This is a genomic window from Pseudomonas sp. Root329, from assembly GCF_001424925.1.
GTDB classification, from domain to species: domain Bacteria; phylum Pseudomonadota; class Gammaproteobacteria; order Pseudomonadales; family Pseudomonadaceae; genus Aquipseudomonas; species Aquipseudomonas arabinosi.
Genome location: NZ_LMCV01000048.1, coordinates 62487 through 84525 on the forward strand (window position 1 = coordinate 62487; position 22039 = coordinate 84525).

Consider the following 22039-nt stretch of genomic DNA (forward strand, 5'->3'; position numbering starts at 1 on the left):
GTCAAATCATCATCTTCAAACAAGAGATCCGTGCATGAGCCGCGACAGCCGTCATCTGGAATCAGTCCTCCATCGCGACATTCCCCTTACCCGGGACATGGGCCTCAAAGTGCTCGATTGGCACGACCAGCAACTGCGCCTGCACTTGCCGCTGGAGGCCAACGTCAATCATAAAAGCACCATGTTCGGCGGCAGCCTGTATTGCGGCGCCGTGCTGGCCGGTTGGGGCTGGCTGCATTTGCGTTTGCGTGAGGAAGGGGTTGAAGGCGGGCACATCGTGATTCAGGAAGGACAGATCAGCTATCCGCTGCCGGTGACCATGGACGCGACAGCGATTTGCCATGCGCCGAGTGCGGCGGTGTGGAAGAAGTTTTTGGCGATGTATAACCGATATGGGCGGGCGCGGTTGACACTGCATTCGCGGATCGTCAATACGGACAGTAATGACGATGCGGTGACGTTTACCGGGCAGTACGTACTCCACCGCTAAAGCAAAAGATCGCAGCCTCGTTTCACTCGACAGCTGCTACAGAGAAACGCGTCCCCCTGTAGCAGCTGTGTAGGAGCTGTCGAGTGAAACGAGGCTGCGATCTTTTGATCTTCAACCCCGAGCCAAAGCCAATAACTTTTCCCGCCACGCAGCCTTCGCCGGCAGCGCCAGGAAAAACTCATTCAACAACGACTCCCGCGCCGGATAACTAAACGGCGCACCGCTCAAATCCAGCACCTCACCACCAGCCCCTTCCAGCACGCCTTGTGCGGCCGCCGTGTCCCACTGCGAAGTCGGCGCCAACCGCGGATAACAATCCGCCGCCCCTTCCGCCAACAAACAGAACTTCAGCGAACTGCCGATATTGGCCAATTGCAGTTCACCCAAACTGTCACTCAACCCAGCCAGTAAACGCTCCTGCTCAGGACTGGAATGCCGACGACTGGCAACCACCGTAAACGCCTCACCTGCGGCTGGCACGTCGCGAACCTGAATCGGCGAAGGCGCCGCGTCTTTATCGCCACGCCACGCACCCAGACCCGCACCACCGACGTAGAAGCGCCCGTTGGTCGGAATCGACACCACGCCAAACACCACTCGCCCCTGCTCGATCAGCGCGATATTGACGGTAAATTCTTCGCTGCCGGAAATGAACTCCTTGGTCCCGTCCAGCGGGTCCACCAGCCACCAACGCTGCCACCCGGCGCGCACGCTCTGGGGAATGTTGGCGTCTTCTTCGGACAGCACCGGGATGCTCGGGTCCAGTGCCGTCAGCCCGGCCAGGATCACATGGTGAGCAGCCATGTCGGCGGCCGTTACCGGAGAATCATCGGATTTTGCAGTCACGGCGACGTTGGCACGCCAGAACGGCAGAATCGCTTCACCGGCTTTCAGCGCCAGTTCAACAACAGGCGCCATCAACGGATGGGGAAAAATCATGGCTGGAACACTCCACGCTGAGTCAGTAGATCACGGGCCAGATACAGTGCTGCCAATGCACGGCCCTCAGTGAATCGCGGGTTCTGGGCCAGGGCCGACAACTCACGCAAGTTGATTTTGTCCACGCCCATCGGCTCGGGCTCATCGCCTTCAAGGCTTTCTTCATACAGATCGGTGGCCAACACCACCTGGATCTTCTGGCTCATGTAACCGGGCGACAACGACAACTCAGTCAGATGCTCCAGTTGCCGCGCACCGTACCCGGCCTCTTCCTTGAGCTCCCGCTCGGCCGCCGCCAGCACGTCCTCGCCCGGCTCGATCAAGCCTTTGGGCAAGGACAGCTCATATTCATCCGTGCCGCCGCAATACTCTTCTACCAGCACCGCGTGGTCCGCATCCAGCATCGCCACAATCATCACCGCGCCATAACCGGCGCCCTTGCCGACCAGTCGCTCATACGTACGCTCCACGCCATTGGAAAAGCGCAACTTCAGCTCTTCGACGCAGAACAAACGGCTGGTGGCGACGATCTCGCGGGCGAGGATGGTGGGTTTCTGGCGCATGAGCGGCTCCTTGGCGATAGCGCGTTACTATACCCGGCCTATCCTGATTGTTTACGTCGGATATCTTTTTTACCGCTGGAGAAGTTTTTATGTCCCTGCTGCCCTGGCGCGACATCGACACCGTTCTGCTGGATATGGACGGCACTCTGCTGGACCTGCATTACGACAACCATTTCTGGATGGAACACCTGCCCCAGCGTTACGCCGAGTTGCACGGGGTGAGTCGGGCCATGGCCGAGATGGAATTGCAGCCGTTGTTCGAACGCAACGCCGGCCAGTTGCAGTGGTATTGCCTGGATTTCTGGAGCGCCGAGCTCAAACTGCCGGTGCGCGAACTGAAACTGGAAACCGCGCACCTGATCGCCTTGCGACCGGATGCGGACACCTTTCTGGCCGCCATCAAACAGGCCGGCAAGCGCGTGGTGCTGATCACCAATGCACACCGCGATTCGCTGTCATTGAAACTGGAAAGAATCGAACTGGCGCCGTACTTCGAGCGGTTGATCAGCTCGCATGATTACGGTTTCGCCAAGGAAAACCCGCAGTTCTGGGATGCCTTGCAGGCGGACATTGGGTTCGATCCGGCGCGCAGTCTGTTTATCGACGACACCTTGCCGATCCTGCGCAGCGCGCGGAATTTTGGTGTGGCGCATTTGTTGGCCGTGCGTCAGCCGGACAGCCGTAAAGGACCGAAGGACACGGCCGAATTTGCGGCGGTGGGGGATTATCGGGAGTTGATTGCCGGGCTTTGATCCCCTGTAGGAGCTGCCGCAGGCTGCGATCTTTTGATCTTGATCTTCGGCAGCTTAGAAACCGCCAAGATCAAAAGATCGCAGCCTTCGGCAGCTCCTACGGGCCTCACATTATTCGGGAATCCGCAACGACTGCCCCGGATAAATCTTGTTCACGTCCTTGAGCATCGGTTTGTTGGCCTCAAAGATTTTTTGATATTTGTTGGCATCGCCATACACGCGCAAGGAAATCGCGCTGAGGGTGTCGCCTTTCACGACCGTTACAAACTTCGCGGCCACAACCACCGGCCCGGTCACGGTGATCTGGTCATCCACACTACCGACACCGGCAATATTGCCCACCGCCAGCAGGATTTTTTCCTTCTCTTCCTGACTGCCGACTTCGCCGGTCACGATGACTTTGTCGCCATCCACCGTCGCCTGCACATTCGGGTTACCCAGGCCGACCTTGCTGATGTGTTCCTTCAACTGCTCGCTGGCATTGGCGTTGCCTGGCGTCAGCAGATCGATAAGTTTTTCGCCTGCTTCTTTCACAAAGCTAAAAATACTCATGGTGCGCTCTCCTTGGGTTTTGGGTTCCAGACGCAAAAGCCTAGACCAAGGCTGTCACTTGCGGTTCCAACCCGACCAATGACGCCGCTTCCCCCCAAGCGCTAGAATCCGCACCTTCCCGCGCCTTGGAGCGAAGATGGACATCAAGCAACTGAAATTCCTCATCGCCCTCGACGAGACCCGGCATTTCGGCCAGGCCGCTGCGCGTTGTCACATCACTCAGCCGACCCTGTCCATGCGCCTGCGCAGCCTCGAAGAAGAACTCGAGCTGCCGCTGGTCAATCGCGGTCAGCGCTTCGAAGGTTTCACCGCACCGGGTGAACGGGTGCTGGCGTGGGCGCGCACCGTGCTGGCGGCCTACGACGGTTTGCAGGCCGAGGCGGCTGCCTGTCGCGGCAATCTGGTCGGTACGTTGCGACTGGGCGTAGTGCCGCTGTCGAGCTTCGATCCACTGCCATTGATGCAACGCCTGCACGCCGAACACCCGAACCTGCGCTTCGAACTCTCGGCCCTGAGTTCTGAACAAATCCTGGAACAACTGGCAAACAATCGCCTGGACCTCGGCGTGTCGTACCTGGAGCGACTGGACGGCGAACGCTTCGATTCCCTGGCGTTCAGCGAAACCCGCATGGGCCTGCTCTACGATCAGCGCTTCTTCAGTTTCGGCGAGGCGCCGCTGAGTTGGGGATCACTGATTGAACTGCCGCTGGGCATGCTCACCAGCGGTATGCATTTTCGGCAGTCCATCGACCACAACTTCCACAGTCGCGGCCTCACCCCACAGCCGTTGCTGCAAACCGATGCCGTCCACCAATTGTTACAAGCAGTGCACGGCGGATTCTGCTGCGCCGTGATGCCGCTGGACGGTGGCCTGGAAAAACTCACCGATCATTTGCGCCTGCACCCCATCGAAAATGCTCAAACCCTCGCCCGGCTGGGGCTAATCATGCGTCGCAGCGCCCCGCGTTCGGCGCTCGCGGAAGCCTGTTTCGCGATTCTTCAGCAATCGCTGCCGAGCTCTTGATCGACGCCATCTATCGGCAGATCAGTATTAGCGATTAGACGCGACAAGTTGACACGCCTAGGCTTAAAGCAGCCTAAACCGTCGGTGATACCTCATGAACGCCAAGCGCCCTGCCTGCGCGGCGCCAGCCCTCGAAACGCCAGCGCCCGCCGCAAGCCAGACTTACAGTTACTGCGACCTTCAAGACACTGAATCAGCCAGCACCGCGCTGGCCGAAGAAGTCGCGTTGGCGATCGCTTATAACGGCATCAGTCAGGCGGTCATGTTGGTGACGCCGACGGACCTTGAAGACTTCATCGTCGGTTTCAGTCTCGGCAGCGGCATCATCGAAGACGCCTGCGATATCTACGACCTGCAACTCAGCGGCTCGGGTTCAGCGCAATACGCGCAAGTGACCATCGCCAACCGCGCCTTCTGGAACCTCAAGCAACAGCGTCGGCAAATGGCTGGCACCAGCGGTTGCGGGCTCTGCGGTGTGGAAGCGGTGGAACAGGCATTGCCAGACCTCAAGGTGTTGCCCGGCGCACCCTTGCCGCCCGCCGAATGGCTCGATGGTTTGCGTCAGCGCATCGGTGCGTTCCAGCCTCTTGGCCAGTACTCCGGCGCAGTGCACGCCGCCGTGTTTATGAACAGTCAGGGACAATTGCTGCTGGGCCGTGAAGACATCGGCCGACACAACGCCCTTGATAAGCTGATTGGCGGACTGATCCGTCAGAAGATCCCGACCACCGGCGGGCTGGTGATTGTCACCAGCCGTTGCAGTCTCGAATTGATCCAGAAAGTGTTGCGCGCAGGTATCCAGACCCTGGTCAGCCTGTCGTCGCCCACGGGCCTTGCCGTGCAATGGGCCCGTCGCCACAACCTCAATCTCATCCACCTGCCGCAGAAAAGTGCGCCGCGGGTCTACAGCCCCGCGACGGAGAACCAAGCGTGAGTCAACATCGTCAAGCCGATCAGAAACCCGTCCCCCGCTACAAGCCCTATAAAGGCCCGGCCGGTGGCTGGGGCGCGCTGGCCAGCGTTGCCCGTGCTTGGCTGACCAGCGACAACGCGCTGAAAAACTTGCGCATGATGCTCAAGACCAACAAGAACGGCGGGTTCGACTGCCCCGGCTGCGCCTGGGGCGATTCCAATGAGGCCGGCATGGTGGCGTTCTGCGAGAACGGCGCCAAAGCAGTGAACTGGGAAGCGACCAAGCGCCGTGTCGATGGTGCGTTTTTCGCCAAGCACAGCGTCAGTTCGTTGCTGGAACAAAGTGACTATTGGCTGGAATATCAGGGTCGCCTGACCGAGCCATTAAGCTATGACGCCGAAACCGATCGCTACAAGCCGATCAGCTGGGACGCTGCGTTCTCCTTGATCGCCAAACATTTGCAGGGCCTGTCGAGCCCGGATCAGGCCGAGTTCTACACCTCGGGTCGCGCCAGCAACGAAGCGGCGTACCTGTATCAATTGTTCGTGCGTGCCTACGGCACCAATAACTTCCCCGATTGCTCGAACATGTGCCACGAGGCCAGCGGTGTGGCCATGGCGCAAAGTGTCGGCGTCGGCAAAGGCACCGTCACCTTCGACGACTTCGAACACGCCGACGCGATTTTTGTCTGGGGTCAGAACCCTGGCACCAACCACCCACGGATGCTCGAACCGCTGCGCGAAGCAGTGAAACGCGGCGCTCAGGTGGTGTGCATCAACCCTTTGAAGGAGCGCGGCCTGGAACGCTTCCAGCACCCGCAACACCCGATCGAAATGCTCACCAACGGCGACAAGCCGACCAACACCGCGTACTTCCGTCCGGCATTGGGCGGCGACATGGCGATCATGCGCGGCATGGCCAAGTTCCTGCTGCAGTGGGAGCGTGACGCACAGAAGGCGGGTGAGCCTGCCGTATTCGACCACGACTTCCTCAATGAACACAGTGTCAACGTGCTGGAATACCTGGGCATCGTCGACGACACCTCGTGGGAGCAGATCGTCGAACAATCCGGACTGACGCTGGTTGAAATCGAGCAAGCGGCGCGGATGTACGCCAAAGGCAAGAACGTGATCATGTGCTGGGCGATGGGCATCACCCAGCATCGCCATTCGGTGGCGACCATCCAGGAAATCGCCAACCTGATGTTGCTGCGCGGCAACATCGGCCGGCCCGGTGCCGGTCTGTGCCCGGTGCGCGGCCACAGTAACGTGCAGGGCGACCGGACCATGGGCATCAACGAACGTCCGCCGGTGGCGTTCCTCGATTCCCTGGAGCGTCGCTTCAAGTTCAAGGTGCCACGTGAAAACGGTCACAACGTAATCGAGGCGATCCATGCCATGGCCGACGGCCGCGCGAAAGTCTTTATCGGCCTGGGCGGCAACTTCGCCCAAGCCACGCCGGACAGCTCACGGACCTTCCAGGCCCTGAGCAACTGCGACCTGACCGTGCAAATCAGCACCAAGCTCAACCGCAGCCATTTGGCGCACGGTAAAGACGCGTTGATCCTGCCGTGCCTGGGCCGCACCGACATCGACATCCAGACCGAAGGCCCGCAAGCGGTGACCGTCGAAGACTCGTTCAGCATGGTTCACGCCTCCAACGGCCAGTTGCAGCCGCTGTCGAACCAGATGCGCTCTGAGCCATCGATCATTGCCGGCATTGCCGCCGCGACCCTGGGCAGCAAACCGGTGGACTGGAACTGGCTGGTGGCCGATTACCGGCGCATCCGCGACCTGATCGCCGACACCATTGCGGGTTTCAAGGACTTCAACGAGAAGATCCAGAACCCGGGCGGGTTCTACCTCGGCAACAGCGCCGGTGCGCGCCGCTGGAATACCGCGTCGGGGCGCGCCAATTTCCGTGCGAACATCCTGCCCAAAGATCTGGTGCACGAACGCACTCGCGCCACTGGCGTGTTGCCGGACCTGATCATGCAGTCGATGCGCTCTCACGATCAGTACAACACCACGATTTATGGGCTTGATGACCGCTATCGCGGCGTGAAAGGTCAGCGTGATGTGTTGTTCGTCAACGAAGCCGACATTATTCGCCTGGGGTTCAAGCCGGGGCAGAAGGCTGACATCGTTTCGATCTGGGATGATGGCCGTGAGCGTCGGGTGAAGGGCTTTACGCTGCTGGCGTTTGATATCCCTGCCGGGCAAGCGGCGGCTTACTATCCGGAAGTCAATCCGCTGGTGCCGCTGGAGAGCATCGGGGATGGCAGCCATACGCCGACGTCGAAGTTTGTGGCGATCCGGTTGGAAGCGGCGAGTGAGACCCAGCTCATCATGGCCAAGTCGGCTTAATCAAGATCGTTCCCACGCTCTGCGTGGGAATGCCTCAATGGACGCTCGGCGTCCGCTTTGGGACGCAGAGCGTCCCGGGCTGCATTCCCACGCAGAGCGTGGGAACGATCACTGAGAATACACTTTCCAAACGCCCACAAAAAAGGCCGTTTTGCATGAAAACGGCCTATCCGAAGTAGCTAAAGACCGGCGAAAAACGCTTAAGTTCCAGCTAAAAAACAGTAACTTATAGAAATGTGCTCAAGTCGTGTTACTCGTCGGATTTCGATTGTCACAACCATGACACAGCCTCAGGATCGCGCCGTCATCCCCTTGAGGTTCCTCTAATGAAGTTCTCCTCGATTCTCTTGTTGTCCCTTGGCCTGGTCAGTGGCTTCGCTTCTGCTGGCGGCACCACCGAAGCTGGTGTGGGCGGCGCATTGGGCGGGGTTCTGGGCTCGGTCGTCGGTCAGTCACTAGGCGGCAGTACAGGTTCCACCATCGGCGCGGCCCTGGGCGGCGCGGGTGGTAGCGCCGTCGGCGCCGACAAACACAGCCGTGGCCAAGCCGCCATCGGCGGTGCGTTGGGCGCAGCAGGCGGTAACGTGGTCGGCCGCAGCATGGGCGGCACCACCGGCAGCCTGATCGGCTCCGCAGCAGGCGGCGGCGCCGGTGGCGCGCTGGGTAACTACATGGGCAACTCGAGCAACGACGACGATGATCGCCGTTCCTATCGTGGTGGCGATGACGATCGTCGCTACTACCGTGGAGGCCGCCATGATCGCGGCCACCATTACGGGCATCGCAAGCATCACAATCGCTATCGCGACTGAGGCTTGAATCGCCTCGCTTGCCGATGCATCAAAAAATCGCAGCCCAAGGGCTGCGATTTTTTTGCCCGTCAAACCACCAACCGCTGCAGCGCCCCACGCAACCCGGCAGGAATCGCCACCGGCTGATTAGAGGCCCGATCCACAAACACATGCACAAAGCGCCCCGCCGCGCAGGCTTCGTCTTCCCCGGCCTTGAACACTGCCAGCTCGTATTGCACCGAACTGTTGCCCAACTTGCCCACCCGCAAACCGATTTCTATCCGGTCAGGGAAGGCAATGGAAGCGAAGTAATCGCAGGACGAACTCACCACAAAGCCCACCACTTCACCGTCATGGATATCCAGACCGCCGACTTCGATCAGGTAGGTGTTCACTGCCGTGTCGAAGAAGCTGTAGTAGGTGACGTTATTGACGTGACCGTAGGCGTCGTTGTCGTGCCAGCGAGTGGTGATGGGTTGGAAGTGAGGGTAGTCGGTGCGTTGATTCATGGGTCTCGCCTTGAGGATCGTTCGAACAGGTGAAGTCTACCGATCCGCAAACCCTTTACCCACCGCCGCCAGCTCCCCAATTAACCGCGCTGGCTTCCACTGATCACCCTGCTTCGTCTCAAGCGCCAGCAACCGCTGGTGAATATCCGCCAGCCCTTGCAGGTCCGCCCAAGCCATCGGCCCGCCCTTGTCCGCCGGGAAGCCGTAGCCATTGAGGTACACCAGATCGATGTCGTGCGCCGATTCGGCAATCCCTTCCTGAAGAATCTTCGCGCCCTCATTGACCAGTGCCAGCAAACAGCGCTCCAGAATCTCCTCAGACCCGATCTCGCGACGCTGGAAGCCCAACCCTTCGCTAACCTTCAACACCAGCGCATCGACTTCAACATCGTGCTCAGCCTGGCGACTGCCCGGCTCATAGTGGTAATAGCCATTGCCACTCTTCTGGCCGAAACGACCCAATTCGCACAGACGATTGTCCACCTGAACCTCAGGCGCATCTTGCCCTATGCCGGCCAACTGCCGAGCGCGCCACTCCAGATCGATGCCGACCACGTCGTACATGCGGAACGGCCCCATGGCAAAGCCAAAACCTTGCAGTGCCGCATCGACCTGATAGGGATAAGCGCCTTCGAGCAACATCTTGCGCGCTTCGAGCACATACGGATGCAGCATGCGGTTGCCGATGAAACCATGGCAGTTGCCCGACACCACGCTGACTTTGTCCATACGCTTGCCCAGCGCCAGGGCGGCCTCAAGCGCGGCCGGTGAAGTCTGCGCACCACGAACGATTTCCAGCAGTTTCATGATGTGCGCCGGGCTGAAGAAGTGCAGGCCCAGGACCTGTTGCGGACGGCGAGTAGCCACAGCGATAGCATCGATATCCAGCGCCGAGGTATTGCTGGCCAAAATCGCTTCAGGTTTGAGCAGACCGTCCAGTTCACCGAAGATTTTCTGCTTGAGTTCGAGGTTTTCGTACACCGCTTCGATGACCAGATCGACATCGCAGATCGCCGCGTAGTCAGCAGCTGCCGTTACCCGTGCTATGCGAGCGTCCGCTTCGGCCTGATCGATCCGTCCCTGACGCACGTTGTGGGCGTAGGTGTCCGCCACGGTAGCCAGCGCCTGCTCAAGCATCTGTGGATTGTTATCGACCCACCGCACCGGGACGCCGGCGTTGGCCAGGCACATGACAATGCCACGGCCCATGGTGCCCGCGCCAATGACGGCGGCGCGCTGAATATTGAACGGTGTCTGGCTCATAGTTGTTCTCTTGTTGGCGATCCAAAGACAGCCTTCACCATAGTCAGCCACCGCGCATTTTTGAAATTTATTCCTGTGATGAGCAACATTCAGCGGATGGATCTACACCGGTAAATGCACCTCGGCCCACGTCCGGACGTCGGCATACGGATAATCCTCCAGCGCCGCAAACCCGGAAATCGACCGCGCCTTGAGCTTGGTGAACAGCGGCACGCCGATCCCGCACAAAAACCGCGTCACGCGTTCCGCCGACGGAACGTTGCCAGTGTGCTGCTCGTGCCTGTGGATAAAATCACCGCACAACGCCTCGAAGTTTTTATCCACAAGCACCGGTAGTTCTGGTGGCGTCGGCAACCGCGCCACATCCCCGTGACATACCGAACAATGCCCGCACTGCTGCGGCGCATTTTCATCGCCGAAGTACTCGGCCAGGCGATAACCCAGGCAATGGTCCGTGGCGAACAGATCCAGCATGGCGTGAATCCGCGCGATCTCGGTTTGTTCATGGCGGGTGAAGTAGGCGTGCAACTCTTCGCTCAGGGCTTGGGCATCAAAGTCGGTTTGCAACAGGCTGTAGACCTCGGTCATCTGCTTGCTTTCGAGTTCGACCCAGCCCTTTTCCTGAAAATAATCCAGCGCCTTCACCACGCGATTACGCTCGGCCTGATGCTGCTCATACAGCGCATCGAAATTCACCGTGGCCCAGGTCCGTGCGCGGTTCGAGGTCTGGATGATCGCCGCGACGAAGTCCTTGCGCTCACCCTCGAAGCGGGCCAGCAAGACCTCGGGCTCCTGCAAGTACTTGAAGCGATATTCGGCGTAATAGGCGTAACGCGGCGCAATGATTCCGCGCAGTTCCAACTGCACCAGCAAGGTCTTGAGCGGCAATTGGCGGATGTTGCTCTGATCGGCCAGTGGCCCCAACAGAAACTCCCATTGCCCCTCGGGCGCGGCAGCTTGCAACTCATCGAGCACAAAGCGGATGCCGTCCAGCTCAGGCGTATCGCCGTAGACGAAGTTTTCCAGCACGTTGAGGCTGTCGCGGTTGGCCAATGCCAGGCAGTCGGATGGCTGCCCGTCACGCCCGGCGCGGCCGATTTCCTGGCTGTAGTTCTCGATGGATTTGGGCAGGTCGAAATGCACCACGTTGCGGATGTCGCTCTTGTCGATGCCCATGCCGAACGCGATGGTGGCGACGATGCAATTGGACTGCCCGCCCATGAACCGGCGCTGGATTGCTTCGCGTTGTTCGTGGGGCAGACCGGCGTGATAGGCCTCCGCCTGAATACCGTTGCGGGCCAGATGTTCGGCGATATGCTCGGCGGTTTTCTGCAGGGTGACGTAGACGATGCTCGGCTGGTCGGGACGCTGGCTCATCCATTCGACAAGGCGTCGGCGTTTGTCCTGACCGCGCACCGGCTCGACCAGCAAGTTGAGGTTCGGCCGATAGAAACCAGTGGTTACTACGTCTTCGGGGGCAATGGCGAACTTGGCCTCCATGTCGGCGATCACTTTGGGTGTCGCGGTGGCGGTCAGCAGCAGCGCCTGAGGGATGTTGAACTGGCGCTGATAGTCGGGGAGCTTGAGGTAGTCGGGGCGGAAGTTGTGGCCCCACTCCGAGATGCAGTGCGCCTCGTCCACCACCAGCAACGAGATCGGCACCTGCTGCAAGAAATTGCGGAAACGCTCGTTCTTCAGGCGCTCCACGGAGATCATCAAAATCTTCAGCTCGCCAGACTTGGCCCGGGCCATTACGTCGCTGGCGTCATCGCGGCTCTGGGCCGAATCGATACTGCCCGCCGCAATGCCGTGGCGCTGCAAAAACGCCAGTTGATCCTGCATCAACGCCAGCAGTGGCGAGACCACCAGCGTCAGGTGCGGCAGCAGCAAGGCTGGCAATTGATAACACAGGGACTTGCCCGAGCCGGTAGGGAAAATCGCCGCCGCCGAACGCCCGGCCAACACCGCGCTGACCGCCGCTTCCTGGCCGGGCCGAAACTGTGGATAACCGAAAACCTGTTCCAGGGTGTTGTGCATAAGCTGTCACTCCGTTGACCGCTGCGAAGCCCAAAGCCTAGCCGGCAAACGCAGCGAGTCGAGAAAAGGTCGGGGACCAAAACGATACGGGATGATACAGCTTCGAACGATCGCCAGCAGACGATGAGGCTACGGCACCAACACCGCCACGCGCAGTTGCTCATTAAGCGCCTGCTCATGGAACACCTGGCTCTTGCTCGCCCAAATGGCATGGGCCGGGCTGATTTCGCCGGTGAACGCCGACGCCAACTGACGTAAATCAGCGACGCTTCGTACGCGGGGGCAGAAGGGTTCACCGTCGCAGTTCTGGCTGGCGCTGCGGTAGGTGGTCAGCAGCCGGTCCCACAGCCCGTCACGCACCTGCCTGACCGACTTGAGCTTCACATCCTGCACGCCCAGTCGTTGTTTCAGGCTCTGTTCGTCCAGCGCTTCGCTGGCCAGCAATGCCTTGCCGAACATCAGCACTTCAGCACGGAAAGCAGTGTCCATGTTCGCCTGACTGGTCAGCGCATCCGGCCAACCGGTGCGGTCCATATTGGCCAGGACCATCGAGTTTCCTGCATCAGCAGCATCTGCTGCGCGACAAACCCCGGCCCACAGCAACAAAATCGAGGCCATACGTAGCCATTGCATACTTAATTCCCTTTAAGCGTTGGACGGACGTTTCGAAACGTCCTACTGATTCTGGCGCGCACCATACAGAGGTTTGCTGCGTTGCGCCTGACAAACCCGTAGGAAATTTGCCGTCTAAGGGTTTAGGCGTAAAAAACCTCGGGAACGCGTAGGTTCGGTCCGAAAAGGCAGGTAAACCCCCTACAAACCCTGTCCATTGCGGCCGTATTGCCGCACTGCGTCGCCACCTTCATAGTTTGCGGCGCGGCTGAAAACAGGGTGTCGACCTGCCGGCGAGACTGCCCGACTTCCTACAGGAATGACCTAAATGCAAGACCGCTATCGTCCACTCAAAACCAGCTACAGCGAAACACCCGTTCTGGTCATCGACACCGCCGCCAGCACGGCTGCCGTCCTCGATGCAGCGCACCAACGCCTGCGCGCAGCCAGCGATTTGCTCGAAACACTTTATTGTCTGTGCTTCAAACAGGCCGATGTTAAAGACATCCCTCATATAGTGAATGCGCTTTATTTATTAACGCAGGATGGTTGCGAGCTCCTGGAAGTTGCCAAACAAAAAATAGAATACTAAAACCTTAAACACGCACTACAAACTCCGCAACAACTAACAACTTCACTATTTAAATAACCAACACTAGTCTGCAAGCTCTTAAATCAAACAAGAGCACTACAATGACTACATTAACTATTTTCTTTTGCGGCACCGGCTCGACCAAATTCGACAGCCTGAACCCAACTTACTGGAATGGCGAACTGGTTTCGACACTGGCCTCCCATCATGCCGGCCGGGAGTTCGCCGAATGGATCGTGATCGATGGTCCGGGCACCAGCAACCTGCAAGCTGATGAGCTGTTTACCCAATCCAAGGACTACGGCCTCAGCGGAACGTTGTTCGGCAAGGGCTGGGAAGAAAACGTAAAGCACGCCATCAACATCATCAAAGGCCAGTGTGACTGGCAGCGCGAAAAACTGACCGAGACTGAATACAACCGCCTCAAGGCTGCCGGTATTCCCATCGAAGACGTGATCGTCGAAGGCTCCTGGCTGTGGCGTAAATATAACTACGGCGACCGCAGTGTGACCCAGCAGAAGTTGCAAGAACAAATCATTAAAACGTTTCGCAAGGACGGCATTACTCCAACCAAGGTTAACTTGGTAGGCTGGAGCCGCGGCGGAATCAGTTGCCATATGCTGGCCAATGCCATGTTCAAGGACAGCGCACTGAAGAACATCCCGGTCAATATCTTTGCGATTGATCCGGTACCGGGCATCGGTAACTTTCAGGAAGACAAAGTAAAACTGAATGCCAACGTAAAAGAATACGTCGGCTTCTACGCCCGGGACGAGCGCTCCAAAGGCTTCAGCTGTGTCATCCCGCAAACCGCCACCGGCACCCGAACCCACATTTATCCCATGCCCGGCCGCCATGGCACGCTGGTTGGCAACGCCGCAGCGGATGGTGTCAGCGGCCCTAAAGCGCTGGCCGAACCCGGCCTGATCGTCCGCCACTTTGCCGAAGTGTGCCTGAAGCGCTGGGGCGTGCCGCTGAACAAAGCCCTCAACCTGACCCCGGCCGACCTGCAGAACCACCACAACACCATGGTCAGCACCGCCGCGAAATACAAAGCGATGGAAAAGTGCTCATACACCTACTTCACCGAGCTGGACCAGGGCGAGCGCTACGTTTCGCTGGGCAGTAATGGGGTCAAGTTCTCGGCAGTGAAAGGCACGATCTATGCGCCGGCGACCGGGCTCACTACTGGCCTGCTGGATGTTGCTTCGTATCAGCATATTCGTTGAGGTGGTGGGGCGCGGGATGATGGAAAGCGCGATAAAATTCGTCGCGAAAATTCCTATAGAAAGGGCCTAGCCGAGGTTCGGCCCGATCCTACAAGCGGGGACTCTTTGTCGCCTATCGCTGCCCGGCTGCTCACACCTATAGTCGGGCTGTCGCTGCTAATTCAGCGACTCGGGCTTGGTCACCCGAATAGCTCATATCTACGCGTCCGTTGTATGCTGCCGGCACTTCAAGTGCCTGCACGCTATATGGTGGCTGTGTTTGGGACGCCCTCGGGCGTGCCGGGATGTGAGCCTCATCGGTTGACCAACCCGAACACAGTCCGCCTCCCATCGCTTGGTCACGATGGCGCGGGTTATTGCTGATGCATTTGAGGCTACAAACAATGAAAACGTTGAACCCATTCCCCGATCGCTACCGCCCACTCCAAACAAACCTCACTGATTCCCCGCCCCTGATCATCGACACAGAGGCCAACCCTCAGGACATCCTCGAAGCCGCCCTCCAGCGCATCCGAGCCTCCAGCGACCTACTCAAAACCCTACATTGCCAATGCTTCAAAAACGGTGACGTGGAAGACATCCCGCATATCACCCACGCCCTCTACCTGCTGACTCAGGACGGTTGCGACCTACTGAAAGTCGCCCAACAACGCATGATGGGCTGGAAAGCACCAACCTGACGCCGAGCGAAGATCGTTCCGACGCTCTGCGTGGGAACGATCAAACACCAGTTACGACTGAACAGATGAAAGTCCATTCAGCCGGACCAGCATTGCCAAAAAGTAAGCCAGTGGCGTACATTAACGATGATTTTCATTGAAACCCCGATTTTCACCCGTCGAGCCAAAGAGCTAATGGATGACGATGCCTATATCGCCTTGCAGAAGGTACTGGTGTTGAACCCTTCGGCTGGCGACGTAATCGAAGGGACAGGCGGGATTCGCAAAATGCGAGTCGCGGCGAAAGGGCACGGAAAACGAGGCGGAGCCCGAGTGATTTACTATCATTTCATCTCGGCGTCGCAGATCGCTTTGTTGATGATCTACCCTAAAAATGAACAACAAGACCTGACCGCCGATGAACGCAAAGCGTTGAAAGCCGTCATCGAACACTGGAGATAACCATGAGCAAGTTTTTTGATGAGCTGATGGAAAGCGTGCAACAGATGGACGAGATCGTACAGGGTGAGCGTCGGCCTTCCCGCGAATTCCATGTTGATGCGTTGCAAGTCAAAGAAATTCGTAAGGCTACCGGTCTGACTCAGGCCAAGTTCGCAGCCTTGATAGACGTCCAACTGGGCACTCTTCGCAACTGGGAACAGGGTCGCCGCGAACCGACAGGGCCGGCCAAAGCCCTGCTGAAAGCCATCCATAATGACCCTGTCCATGTGCTGAATGCATTAGCTGGTTGAACAGCGCAACACAGACCACCTCCCCCGCGCTTAGTCCTGGAACGTGGGAGCGTTCAAAAATATTGACTCTTTATAAAAACGTTTTTCCGACTGTCCACACTCCATAAAACGTGGACAGTCGCCAAGTGCATCAAAGCTGAAAGTCAAGACAGCAGACCCACGGCAATAGGCGAACACTCGTACCCGAGACAGCCACGATGAGCGAATCTACGTTCCAACGTAAACAGGATTACTACGAAAAGGTCCGCCGCTTAAATTACCTGGCCAGCCTGTATCTCGCCGGTTTCGACACATCACCGGCAGACCTCAACAAACCACTTCCTACGCGAGACGAAGTGCTCGCCAAATACCAACAAGACAAACCACCGCAATTCTCTCCCGTCCTTCCCCACAAGCCTGACGACCAATAAGATCCATCCAAGCCCAACCGGACACCCCGTAATGAACCTCGCCCCCAACTTCCCCGACAACCAAACCATGCACCTGCTCATGCAGCTGCTGCACGAAGAGCTCGGTCTGCCTGAACGCAAAACCATCAGCCTCACCACTTCGATTAACTTCGACCTGGGTTGCGATGGTGCTGATGCGCGAAACCTGATGGAAGCCTTGGAAGAACAGTTCGCCATCGACTTCATCGACTACGACGCTTATCGCTACTTCCAACCGGAAGGGTTTGATGTGTTTCTCAAGCACAGAGCCAAAGGTCGTGGCGACAAAGCCCCATTGACTATCGGAATGATTTACCAAGCGATCAAGTTGCAACGGTGGGATACACAGGAATTGGAAGGCATCTAGCCGAATGTGTAAGTGCCATTATTCTGGTCGTTTAGCGCCTTTTCAGCTGGAATAATGGCAGTTACGGTTTCCCTGGCAGCCTGAATAGCGCCCACAAAAAAAGCCGCCCCTTGAGGCGGCTTTCTCATTACATCAAACCAAACCTTACAACTTCGGCCCAGCAGCCTTGATTGCGTCGCTCACTTCAAACTTCTTGAAGTTCTCAACAAACAACCCAGCCAGTGCTTTAGCGGATTCATCGTAAGCAGCCTTGTCAGCCCAAGTGTTACGTGGGTTCAACAGGCCAGTTTCAACGCCCGGTACGGCCAGCGGCACGTCGAGGTTGATGGTGTCGAGGTGTTCGGTTTCAGCACCGATCAACGCGCCGCTCTGGATCGCGGCGATCACGCCGCGAGTGGTCGGGATGTTGAAGCGTTTGCCGACGCCGTAGCCGCCGCCGGTCCAGCCGGTGTTGACCAGGTAGACCTTGGAGCCGAAGCCGCGGATGCGCTTGATCAGCAGTTCTGCGTATTCGCCAGCCGGACGCGGGAAGAACGGTGCGCCGAAGCAGGTGGAGAACGTCGACTTGATGCCGCTGCCGGAACCCATTTCGGTCGAGCCCACCAGTGCGGTGTAGCCGGACAGGAAGTGGTAGGCCGCTTGTTCTTCGCTGAGGATCGACACCGGTGGCAGCACGCCGGTCAGGTCGCAGGTCAGGAAGATCACAGCGTTTGGCTCGCCGCCGAGGTTTTTCTCGGAACGCTTGGCGACGTGCTCCAGCGGGTAGGCGGCGCGGCTGTTCTGGGTCAGGCTGACATCAGCGTAATCGGCGTGCTTGGCGTCATCGATAACGACGTTTTCCAGGACTGCACCGTGCTTGATGGCTTTCCAGATGACCGGCTCGTTCTTCTCGGACAGGTCGATGCACTTGGCGTAGCAGCCGCCTTCGATGTTGAAGACAACGCCTTCGCCCCAGCCGTGCTCGTCGTCACCGATCAGGTAACGGCTTTCATCGGCGGACAGGGTGGTCTTGCCGGTGCCGGACAGACCGAAGAACAGGGTCACGTCGCCCGCTTCGCCGATGTTGGCGGCGCAGTGCATTGGCAGCACGTCGGCAGCCGGCAGCAGGAAGTTCTGCACAGAGAACATGGCTTTCTTCATTTCACCGGCGTAACGCATGCCGGCGATCAGCACTTTCTTCTGAGCGAAGTTGAGGATCACGCAACCGTCGGAGTTGGTGCCGTCACGCTCTGGCACGCACTCGAAGTTGGCAACGTTGAGCACTTGCCACTCATCACGGCCAGCCGGGTTGTACTTTTCCGGGTTGATGAACAGGCAACGGCCGAACAGGTTCTGCCAGGCAGTCTGGGTGGTCATCTTCACGGCCAGGTAGTGGTCTTCAGACGCACCTACATGCACGTGGGAAACGAAATGTTCTTGCGCGTTGTTGAACGCTTCAACGCGGTCCCACAGGGCATCGAACTTGTCGGCCGGGAACTTGCGGTTGATCGGGCCCCAGGCGATGGAAGCCGAAGTGGACGGCTCTTCAACGATGAAACGATCGACTGGCGAGCGGCCGGTACGGTGACCGGTGCGAACTACCAGCGCGCCGGTATCGGCAAGCTCGCCCTCACCGCGACTCAGAGCTTCTTTTACCAGATCATCAACACTCAGATCGGTGTACACGGCGTTATTGGCTTGCGTCATGAGATTCCCCGTCGGCCAGTGGCCGAGTGTGCTCCAAACGTTTTGTAGTAGAAAGTCGTGCACTACTACCGCGACAAAAAGTGGGCCGGATTATGCCAGAAAAGCCCAAAAATAGTAGGGCCCTCCCGTCGTAACGGCGTTATTCCGGCACAAACCAGTGAATTTACCTGCGCTGAACCGTTTTAGTGACGGGTATCTGACGGCGTATCGACACCCGCTCCAGCGAACAATTGAGCGATATCGGCAGCGTCGAACAGGTAGCGTTCGTTGCAAAACTGGCAATCAATCTCAATGTTGCCGCCGTGTTCGATCACGAGCGACTGAGCATCTTCCAGACCCAAACTGACCAGCGCATTGGCAGAACGTTCGCGCGAGCAGCTGCAACGGAAGCGCAGTTTCTGCACATCGAACAGACGAACCTGCTCTTCGTGGTAGAGACGATGGAGGATGGTTTCGTTGTCCAGGCTCAGCAATTCATCGGCGGTCAGGGTGCTGCCCAGCGCGGTGATGTGCTGCCAGCTGGCGGCGCGTTCTTCTTCGTCTTTCAATCGATCAGCAGGCAGTTGCTGCAGCAACAGGCCACGGGCGCGACGGCCATCGGCGTACAACCAGAAACGCGTGCCGACTTGTTGGGACATCACGAAGTAATTAGTGAAGCACTCCGACAGGGTTTCGCCATCGAGGTCGACGATGCCCTGGTAACGCTGGCCGTGAGTCGGGTCGACGGTCAGCGCCAATACGCCATTGGGCATCAGGTCGGCGAGGGTCGCATCCGGCGCGATCTGGTCGGCTTCGTATCGGGCCAGGCCACGGATTTCGCGCTCGCTGGAGCACTCGATCATCAGCAGCGGGATCGGGCCTTCGGAACGGGCCTGGAGAATCAGCAAGCCATCGAACTTCAAGGTGCCGACCAACAACGACGCCGCCGCCATCAGCTCGCCGAGCAGTTGCGCGACCGGCTCCGGGTACGGGTGTTTAGCGAGGACTTCGGCGTAGCTACGCTCCAACGCAACCAGCTCGCCGCGGGTGTCGCTGTCATCGAAGATGAAGCGTTGGGTGTAGTCGGTATCCGGTAGATCGGTCATAGGTCTGGGTATCTGAAGTAATGACAAAATGATTTCAAACAGTGAGGAATTGCGCCTCTGCGGCACCCTTTGGGTGCGCAATGTTCAGCCGTGAGCGGCATTTTATGAACAATCCGGGTTTGTTCCAAGCAAGGTGGAACCTCCGCCGGTTGGCTTTATGCAATTTCTTACCTCTGGCGCTGCTGGCCTTCTGGTTATGGCCTACGGGTCAGAGGCTGTGCGTGATTTTCGACGAGTGGCACTTTCACCCATCCAACGCGCTGCTCGCGATTAACCCGATATGGCTACACGTTTGGGCAATTGCAAGTCTGCGTCCCTTTGCTACGGGCGGCGATCCGACGAAGGCTGCTTCACAGGCAACACAGAAGTAACTGACTTAATCGTCGCTACTGCTTCCACGAAACTTGAACAAATCCCGACGCTGCTTCTTGCTCGGCTTGCCATCAGTGCTCACGCCCAACGCACCGGCCTTTCGCATGGCCGCAGCCGCTTCGCGCTTGGCGATGCTGGCGTCGGTCTCGGCGTAAAGCGCCTGAGCCTCTGGTGCGCCACGGCGTACAATCGACAGCGCCTGAACCACCACCGTGCGCTCCTCGAACCCTGCGCGAATCTGAAACTCGTCGCCGATCCTCGGCTCCTTGCCCGGTTTGCAGCGCTCGCCCCGACAATGCACCTTGCCGCTTTCAATAGCCGCCTTGGCCAAGGCACGTGTTTTATAAAAACGCGCGGCCCACAACCATTTATCGAGACGGACTTTGTCGTCCTCTTCGCTTTTTTGTGCCATGGAATTTCCTCATTCTGAAATATTGCTGAACTGTACTACCGTTTCTGTCGTGCCATGAATTACCCCGGCTCGGATTACAATGCACACGTTCCAGTGCCTCCCTTGAGGGCTGGAAATCCGGGCCGTAGATATCTGTCGCCTTTTACCCATTATTCTGCGTGAATACCGCGAATTCGGCCGCGTGCGGCCTGAGCGGTTTCTACCGGTTGAGCACCTTTGAAGACATTTGACCATTTGACCGTTGTCGGTCTGCGCGAGTGGGTGGCGCTTCCGGATTTGGGAGTCGCGGGCCTGCGCGCAAAAATCGACACCGGCGCCAGCACCTCCAGCCTGCATGCCACCGATATCGAACCGTTCGAGCGCGACGGGGAACAGTGGGTGCGCTTTACTGCTCACTTGGGCACGGTTGTGCAACTGCGTCACCGGCGCTGCGAAGCTCCGCTGGTGACGATGAAAACCATTAAAAGCTCCAACGGCCACGCGCAGATGCGTTACGTGGTCAGCACCACCCTGGCCCTCGGTGATCGGGTCTGGCGGGTCGAGTTCACCCTCGCCTGCCGCAAGTCCATGCGTTATCGCCTGTTACTCGGTTCCAAAGCCTTGATCGACGGCCAGTTGGTGGTCAATCCGGGCATTAAGTACGTACAAGACAAGCCGGTGTTCCCGGTATCTACCTCCTCCACAGGTGTTGCATGAAGATCGCTGTGCTGTCGCGGAACCCGCGTCTGTATTCCACTCGTCGTCTGGTCGAAGCCGGTACCGAGCGTGGCCATGAAATGGTGGTGATCGACACCCTGCGCGCCTACATGAACATCGCCAGCCACAAGCCGCAGATCCACTACCGCGGCAAGCCGCTGGAGGGTTTCGATGCGGTGATCCCGCGGATTGGTGCGTCGGTGACGTTTTATGGCTGCGCGGTGTTGCGTCAGTTCGAAATGATGGGCGTTTTTCCACTCAATGAATCGGTGGCCATCGCCCGCTCGAGGGACAAACTACGCTCGTTGCAATTGCTGTCGCGCCGAGGAATCGGTTTGCCGGTCACCGGTTTTGCGCACTCCCCGGATGACATTCCCGACTTGATCGAGATGGTCAACGGTGCGCCGCTGGTGATCAAGGTGCTGGAAGGCACTCAGGGCATCGGCGTGGTGCTGTGTGAAACGGCGACGGCGGCGGAGTCGGTGATCGAGGCGTTCATGGGCCTGAAGCAGAACATCATGGTTCAGGAGTACATCAAGGAAGCCGGCGGCGCGGACATTCGCTGCTTCGTGGTGGGCGACAAGGTGATCGCGGCGATGAAACGCCAAGCGAAGCCGGGGGAGTTTCGCTCCAACCTGCATCGCGGCGGTAGCGCCAGCCTGATCAAGATCACACCGGAAGAACGCATGACGGCGTTGCGCGCGGCGAAGGTCATGGGGTTGGCGGTGGCTGGTGTAGATATCCTGCGCTCCAATCACGGGCCGCTAGTGATGGAAGTGAATTCGTCGCCTGGGCTTGAAGGGATTGAAACCACCACCAGCAAGAACGTGGCGGGGATCATCATCGAGCACCTTGAGAAGAATGGTGGGCCGAATATGACGCGCACCAAAGGCAAGGGTTAAGGGTACAAAAGCCGCCTTTTGTGGTGACGGGCAGGCCGCCTTCGCGAG

General features: G+C 58.4%; 25 protein-coding genes and 1 pseudogene. 16 read left to right on the forward strand and 10 right to left on the reverse strand.

From position 1 onward, the window contains the following. Window positions 1-34 precede the first annotated feature (34 nt). Window positions 35-490, forward strand: a complete 456-nt coding sequence (locus tag ASC74_RS26980; protein ID WP_056745568.1) for a YiiD C-terminal domain-containing protein — start codon at window positions 35-37, stop codon at window positions 488-490. A gap of 111 nt (window positions 491-601) precedes the next feature. Here ASC74_RS26980 and cysQ read toward each other — a convergent pair whose 3' ends face one another. Then, entirely contained in the window at window positions 602-1429 is an 828-nt protein-coding gene (cysQ, locus tag ASC74_RS26985; protein ID WP_056745570.1) for a 3'(2'),5'-bisphosphate nucleotidase CysQ, read from the reverse strand. Continuing rightward, window positions 1426-1992, reverse strand: coding sequence for an ADP compounds hydrolase NudE (nudE, locus tag ASC74_RS26990; protein ID WP_033058385.1), 567 nt, complete (start codon window positions 1990-1992; stop codon window positions 1426-1428). The genes cysQ and nudE overlap by 4 nt, the downstream gene beginning before the upstream one ends. 89 nt (window positions 1993-2081) lie before the next feature. On the opposite strand from nudE, the gene yrfG reads away from it, so the two are divergent. Continuing rightward, a complete protein-coding gene (gene yrfG / locus ASC74_RS26995) occupies window positions 2082-2744 on the forward strand; it encodes a GMP/IMP nucleotidase (protein WP_056745572.1) in 663 nt (220 codons plus the stop codon). Between the two features lie 111 nt (window positions 2745-2855). On the opposite strand, the gene lysM is transcribed toward yrfG, so the two are convergent. Next, a complete protein-coding gene (lysM, locus tag ASC74_RS27000) occupies window positions 2856-3296 on the reverse strand; it encodes a peptidoglycan-binding protein LysM (RefSeq protein ID WP_046045516.1) in 441 nt (146 codons plus the stop codon). A 136-nt stretch (window positions 3297-3432) separates the two neighbouring features. On the opposite strand from lysM, the gene ASC74_RS27005 reads away from it, so the two are divergent. The 4 genes from ASC74_RS27005 to ASC74_RS27020 all read left to right on the forward strand — a co-directional run bounded on the left by ASC74_RS27005 (window position 3433) and on the right by ASC74_RS27020 (window position 8411). Then, the gene (locus ASC74_RS27005; RefSeq protein ID WP_056745574.1) at window positions 3433-4320 is read left to right on the forward strand and encodes a LysR family transcriptional regulator; all 888 of its coding nucleotides are present in this window, start codon (window positions 3433-3435) and stop codon (window positions 4318-4320) included. Between the two features lie 94 nt (window positions 4321-4414). Then, window positions 4415-5254 carry a formate dehydrogenase accessory sulfurtransferase FdhD gene (fdhD, locus tag ASC74_RS27010; RefSeq protein WP_046045514.1) on the forward strand — a complete coding sequence of 280 codons (840 nt, stop codon included), beginning with the start codon at window positions 4415-4417 and terminating at the stop codon, window positions 5252-5254. Then, complete coding sequence (locus tag ASC74_RS27015; protein WP_056745576.1) at window positions 5251-7599, forward strand: FdhF/YdeP family oxidoreductase; 2349 nt, start codon at window positions 5251-5253, stop codon at window positions 7597-7599. The genes fdhD and ASC74_RS27015 overlap by 4 nt, the downstream gene beginning before the upstream one ends. A gap of 326 nt (window positions 7600-7925) precedes the next feature. Then, complete coding sequence (locus tag ASC74_RS27020) at window positions 7926-8411, forward strand: glycine zipper domain-containing protein (protein WP_056745578.1); 486 nt, start codon at window positions 7926-7928, stop codon at window positions 8409-8411. A gap of 68 nt (window positions 8412-8479) precedes the next feature. On the opposite strand, the gene ASC74_RS27025 is transcribed toward ASC74_RS27020, so the two are convergent. The 4 genes from ASC74_RS27025 to ASC74_RS27040 form a co-directional block, all read right to left on the reverse strand. Beyond that, window positions 8480-8899 (reverse strand): acyl-CoA thioesterase, encoded by a 420-nt coding sequence (locus ASC74_RS27025; RefSeq protein ID WP_056745580.1) that lies wholly within the window; start codon window positions 8897-8899, stop codon window positions 8480-8482. Between the two features lie 36 nt (window positions 8900-8935). Next, window positions 8936-10162, reverse strand: a complete 1227-nt coding sequence (locus ASC74_RS27030; RefSeq protein WP_056745581.1) for a 3-hydroxyacyl-CoA dehydrogenase — start codon at window positions 10160-10162, stop codon at window positions 8936-8938. Window positions 10163-10264: 102 nt separating this feature from the next. Beyond that, window positions 10265-12199, reverse strand: coding sequence for a RecQ family ATP-dependent DNA helicase (locus ASC74_RS27035; protein ID WP_056745583.1), 1935 nt, complete (start codon window positions 12197-12199; stop codon window positions 10265-10267). A 129-nt stretch (window positions 12200-12328) separates the two neighbouring features. Beyond that, window positions 12329-12832: a hypothetical protein gene (locus tag ASC74_RS27040; protein ID WP_056745585.1), complete on the reverse strand. Its 504-nt coding sequence runs from the start codon at window positions 12830-12832 to the stop codon at window positions 12329-12331. A gap of 307 nt (window positions 12833-13139) precedes the next feature. Between ASC74_RS27040 and ASC74_RS27045 the strand changes: the two genes are divergently transcribed. From ASC74_RS27045 to ASC74_RS27075, 7 genes are all read left to right on the forward strand, one after another. Beyond that, window positions 13140-13403, forward strand: a complete 264-nt coding sequence (locus ASC74_RS27045; RefSeq protein ID WP_056745587.1) for a hypothetical protein — start codon at window positions 13140-13142, stop codon at window positions 13401-13403. 101 nt (window positions 13404-13504) lie between these two features. Further along, window positions 13505-14632, forward strand: coding sequence for a hypothetical protein (locus ASC74_RS27050; protein WP_056745589.1), 1128 nt, complete (start codon window positions 13505-13507; stop codon window positions 14630-14632). A gap of 383 nt (window positions 14633-15015) precedes the next feature. Next, complete coding sequence (locus tag ASC74_RS27055) at window positions 15016-15312, forward strand: hypothetical protein (RefSeq protein ID WP_056745591.1); 297 nt, start codon at window positions 15016-15018, stop codon at window positions 15310-15312. Between the two features lie 126 nt (window positions 15313-15438). Further along, window positions 15439-15753, forward strand: coding sequence for a type II toxin-antitoxin system RelE/ParE family toxin (locus ASC74_RS27060; protein ID WP_056745593.1), 315 nt, complete (start codon window positions 15439-15441; stop codon window positions 15751-15753). 2 nt (window positions 15754-15755) lie between these two features. Next, on the forward strand, window positions 15756-16043 hold the full coding sequence (nadS, locus tag ASC74_RS27065; protein ID WP_056745595.1) for a NadS family protein: 288 nt from the start codon (window positions 15756-15758) through the stop codon (window positions 16041-16043). Window positions 16044-16240: 197 nt separating this feature from the next. Then, a complete protein-coding gene (locus ASC74_RS27070) occupies window positions 16241-16453 on the forward strand; it encodes a YhfG family protein (RefSeq protein ID WP_056745598.1) in 213 nt (70 codons plus the stop codon). 31 nt (window positions 16454-16484) lie between these two features. Continuing rightward, a complete protein-coding gene (locus ASC74_RS27075) occupies window positions 16485-16838 on the forward strand; it encodes a DUF1493 family protein (RefSeq protein ID WP_056745600.1) in 354 nt (117 codons plus the stop codon). Between the two features lie 144 nt (window positions 16839-16982). Here ASC74_RS27075 and ASC74_RS27080 read toward each other — a convergent pair whose 3' ends face one another. Continuing rightward, window positions 16983-18524, reverse strand: coding sequence for a phosphoenolpyruvate carboxykinase (locus ASC74_RS27080; protein WP_056745602.1), 1542 nt, complete (start codon window positions 18522-18524; stop codon window positions 16983-16985). A gap of 182 nt (window positions 18525-18706) precedes the next feature. Then, on the reverse strand, window positions 18707-19609 hold the full coding sequence (gene hslO, locus ASC74_RS27085; RefSeq protein ID WP_056745604.1) for an Hsp33 family molecular chaperone HslO: 903 nt from the start codon (window positions 19607-19609) through the stop codon (window positions 18707-18709). A 104-nt stretch (window positions 19610-19713) separates the two neighbouring features. On the opposite strand from hslO, the pseudogene ASC74_RS32305 reads away from it, so the two are divergent. Further along, a pseudogene (locus ASC74_RS32305) lies at window positions 19714-19929 on the forward strand (phosphatase PAP2 family protein); the annotation flags it as partial. A gap of 56 nt (window positions 19930-19985) precedes the next feature. On the opposite strand, the gene ASC74_RS27095 reads toward ASC74_RS32305, so the two are convergent. Next, a complete protein-coding gene (locus tag ASC74_RS27095; RefSeq protein WP_056745605.1) occupies window positions 19986-20393 on the reverse strand; it encodes an RNA-binding S4 domain-containing protein in 408 nt (135 codons plus the stop codon). Between the two features lie 216 nt (window positions 20394-20609). Here ASC74_RS27095 and rimB point away from each other — a divergent pair, with 216 nt between their 5' ends. Then, window positions 20610-21089: a retropepsin-like aspartic endopeptidase RimB gene (gene rimB, locus ASC74_RS27100; RefSeq protein WP_008149289.1), complete on the forward strand. Its 480-nt coding sequence runs from the start codon at window positions 20610-20612 to the stop codon at window positions 21087-21089. Continuing rightward, window positions 21086-21991 (forward strand): 30S ribosomal protein S6--L-glutamate ligase, encoded by a 906-nt coding sequence (gene rimK, locus ASC74_RS27105; protein WP_008149287.1) that lies wholly within the window; start codon window positions 21086-21088, stop codon window positions 21989-21991. The genes rimB and rimK overlap by 4 nt, the downstream gene beginning before the upstream one ends. Window positions 21992-22039 lie beyond the last annotated feature (48 nt).

Bases quoted from the DNA above. Each gene is read 5' to 3' on its own strand.
- ASC74_RS26980 (WP_056745568.1), top strand. From the start codon at position 35: ATGAGCCGCGACAGCCGTCATCTGGAATCAGTCCTCCATCGCGACATT.
- cysQ (WP_056745570.1), bottom strand. From the start codon at position 1,429: ATGATTTTTCCCCATCCGTTGATGGCGCCTGTTGTTGAACTGGCGCTG.
- nudE (WP_033058385.1), bottom strand. From the start codon at position 1,992: ATGCGCCAGAAACCCACCATCCTCGCCCGCGAGATCGTCGCCACCAGC.
- yrfG (WP_056745572.1), top strand. From the start codon at position 2,082: ATGTCCCTGCTGCCCTGGCGCGACATCGACACCGTTCTGCTGGATATG.
- lysM (WP_046045516.1), bottom strand. From the start codon at position 3,296: ATGAGTATTTTTAGCTTTGTGAAAGAAGCAGGCGAAAAACTTATCGAT.
- ASC74_RS27005 (WP_056745574.1), top strand. From the start codon at position 3,433: ATGGACATCAAGCAACTGAAATTCCTCATCGCCCTCGACGAGACCCGG.
- fdhD (WP_046045514.1), top strand. From the start codon at position 4,415: ATGAACGCCAAGCGCCCTGCCTGCGCGGCGCCAGCCCTCGAAACGCCA.
- ASC74_RS27020 (WP_056745578.1), top strand. From the start codon at position 7,926: ATGAAGTTCTCCTCGATTCTCTTGTTGTCCCTTGGCCTGGTCAGTGGC.
- ASC74_RS27025 (WP_056745580.1), bottom strand. From the start codon at position 8,899: ATGAATCAACGCACCGACTACCCTCACTTCCAACCCATCACCACTCGC.
- ASC74_RS27030 (WP_056745581.1), bottom strand. From the start codon at position 10,162: ATGAGCCAGACACCGTTCAATATTCAGCGCGCCGCCGTCATTGGCGCG.
- ASC74_RS27035 (WP_056745583.1), bottom strand. From the start codon at position 12,199: ATGCACAACACCCTGGAACAGGTTTTCGGTTATCCACAGTTTCGGCCC.
- ASC74_RS27040 (WP_056745585.1), bottom strand. From the start codon at position 12,832: ATGCAATGGCTACGTATGGCCTCGATTTTGTTGCTGTGGGCCGGGGTT.
- ASC74_RS27045 (WP_056745587.1), top strand. From the start codon at position 13,140: ATGCAAGACCGCTATCGTCCACTCAAAACCAGCTACAGCGAAACACCC.
- ASC74_RS27050 (WP_056745589.1), top strand. From the start codon at position 13,505: ATGACTACATTAACTATTTTCTTTTGCGGCACCGGCTCGACCAAATTC.
- ASC74_RS27055 (WP_056745591.1), top strand. From the start codon at position 15,016: ATGAAAACGTTGAACCCATTCCCCGATCGCTACCGCCCACTCCAAACA.
- ASC74_RS27060 (WP_056745593.1), top strand. From the start codon at position 15,439: ATGATTTTCATTGAAACCCCGATTTTCACCCGTCGAGCCAAAGAGCTA.
- nadS (WP_056745595.1), top strand. From the start codon at position 15,756: ATGAGCAAGTTTTTTGATGAGCTGATGGAAAGCGTGCAACAGATGGAC.
- ASC74_RS27070 (WP_056745598.1), top strand. From the start codon at position 16,241: ATGAGCGAATCTACGTTCCAACGTAAACAGGATTACTACGAAAAGGTC.
- ASC74_RS27075 (WP_056745600.1), top strand. From the start codon at position 16,485: ATGAACCTCGCCCCCAACTTCCCCGACAACCAAACCATGCACCTGCTC.
- ASC74_RS27080 (WP_056745602.1), bottom strand. From the start codon at position 18,524: ATGACGCAAGCCAATAACGCCGTGTACACCGATCTGAGTGTTGATGAT.
- hslO (WP_056745604.1), bottom strand. From the start codon at position 19,609: ATGACCGATCTACCGGATACCGACTACACCCAACGCTTCATCTTCGAT.
- ASC74_RS27095 (WP_056745605.1), bottom strand. From the start codon at position 20,393: ATGGCACAAAAAAGCGAAGAGGACGACAAAGTCCGTCTCGATAAATGG.
- rimK (WP_008149287.1), top strand. From the start codon at position 21,086: ATGAAGATCGCTGTGCTGTCGCGGAACCCGCGTCTGTATTCCACTCGT.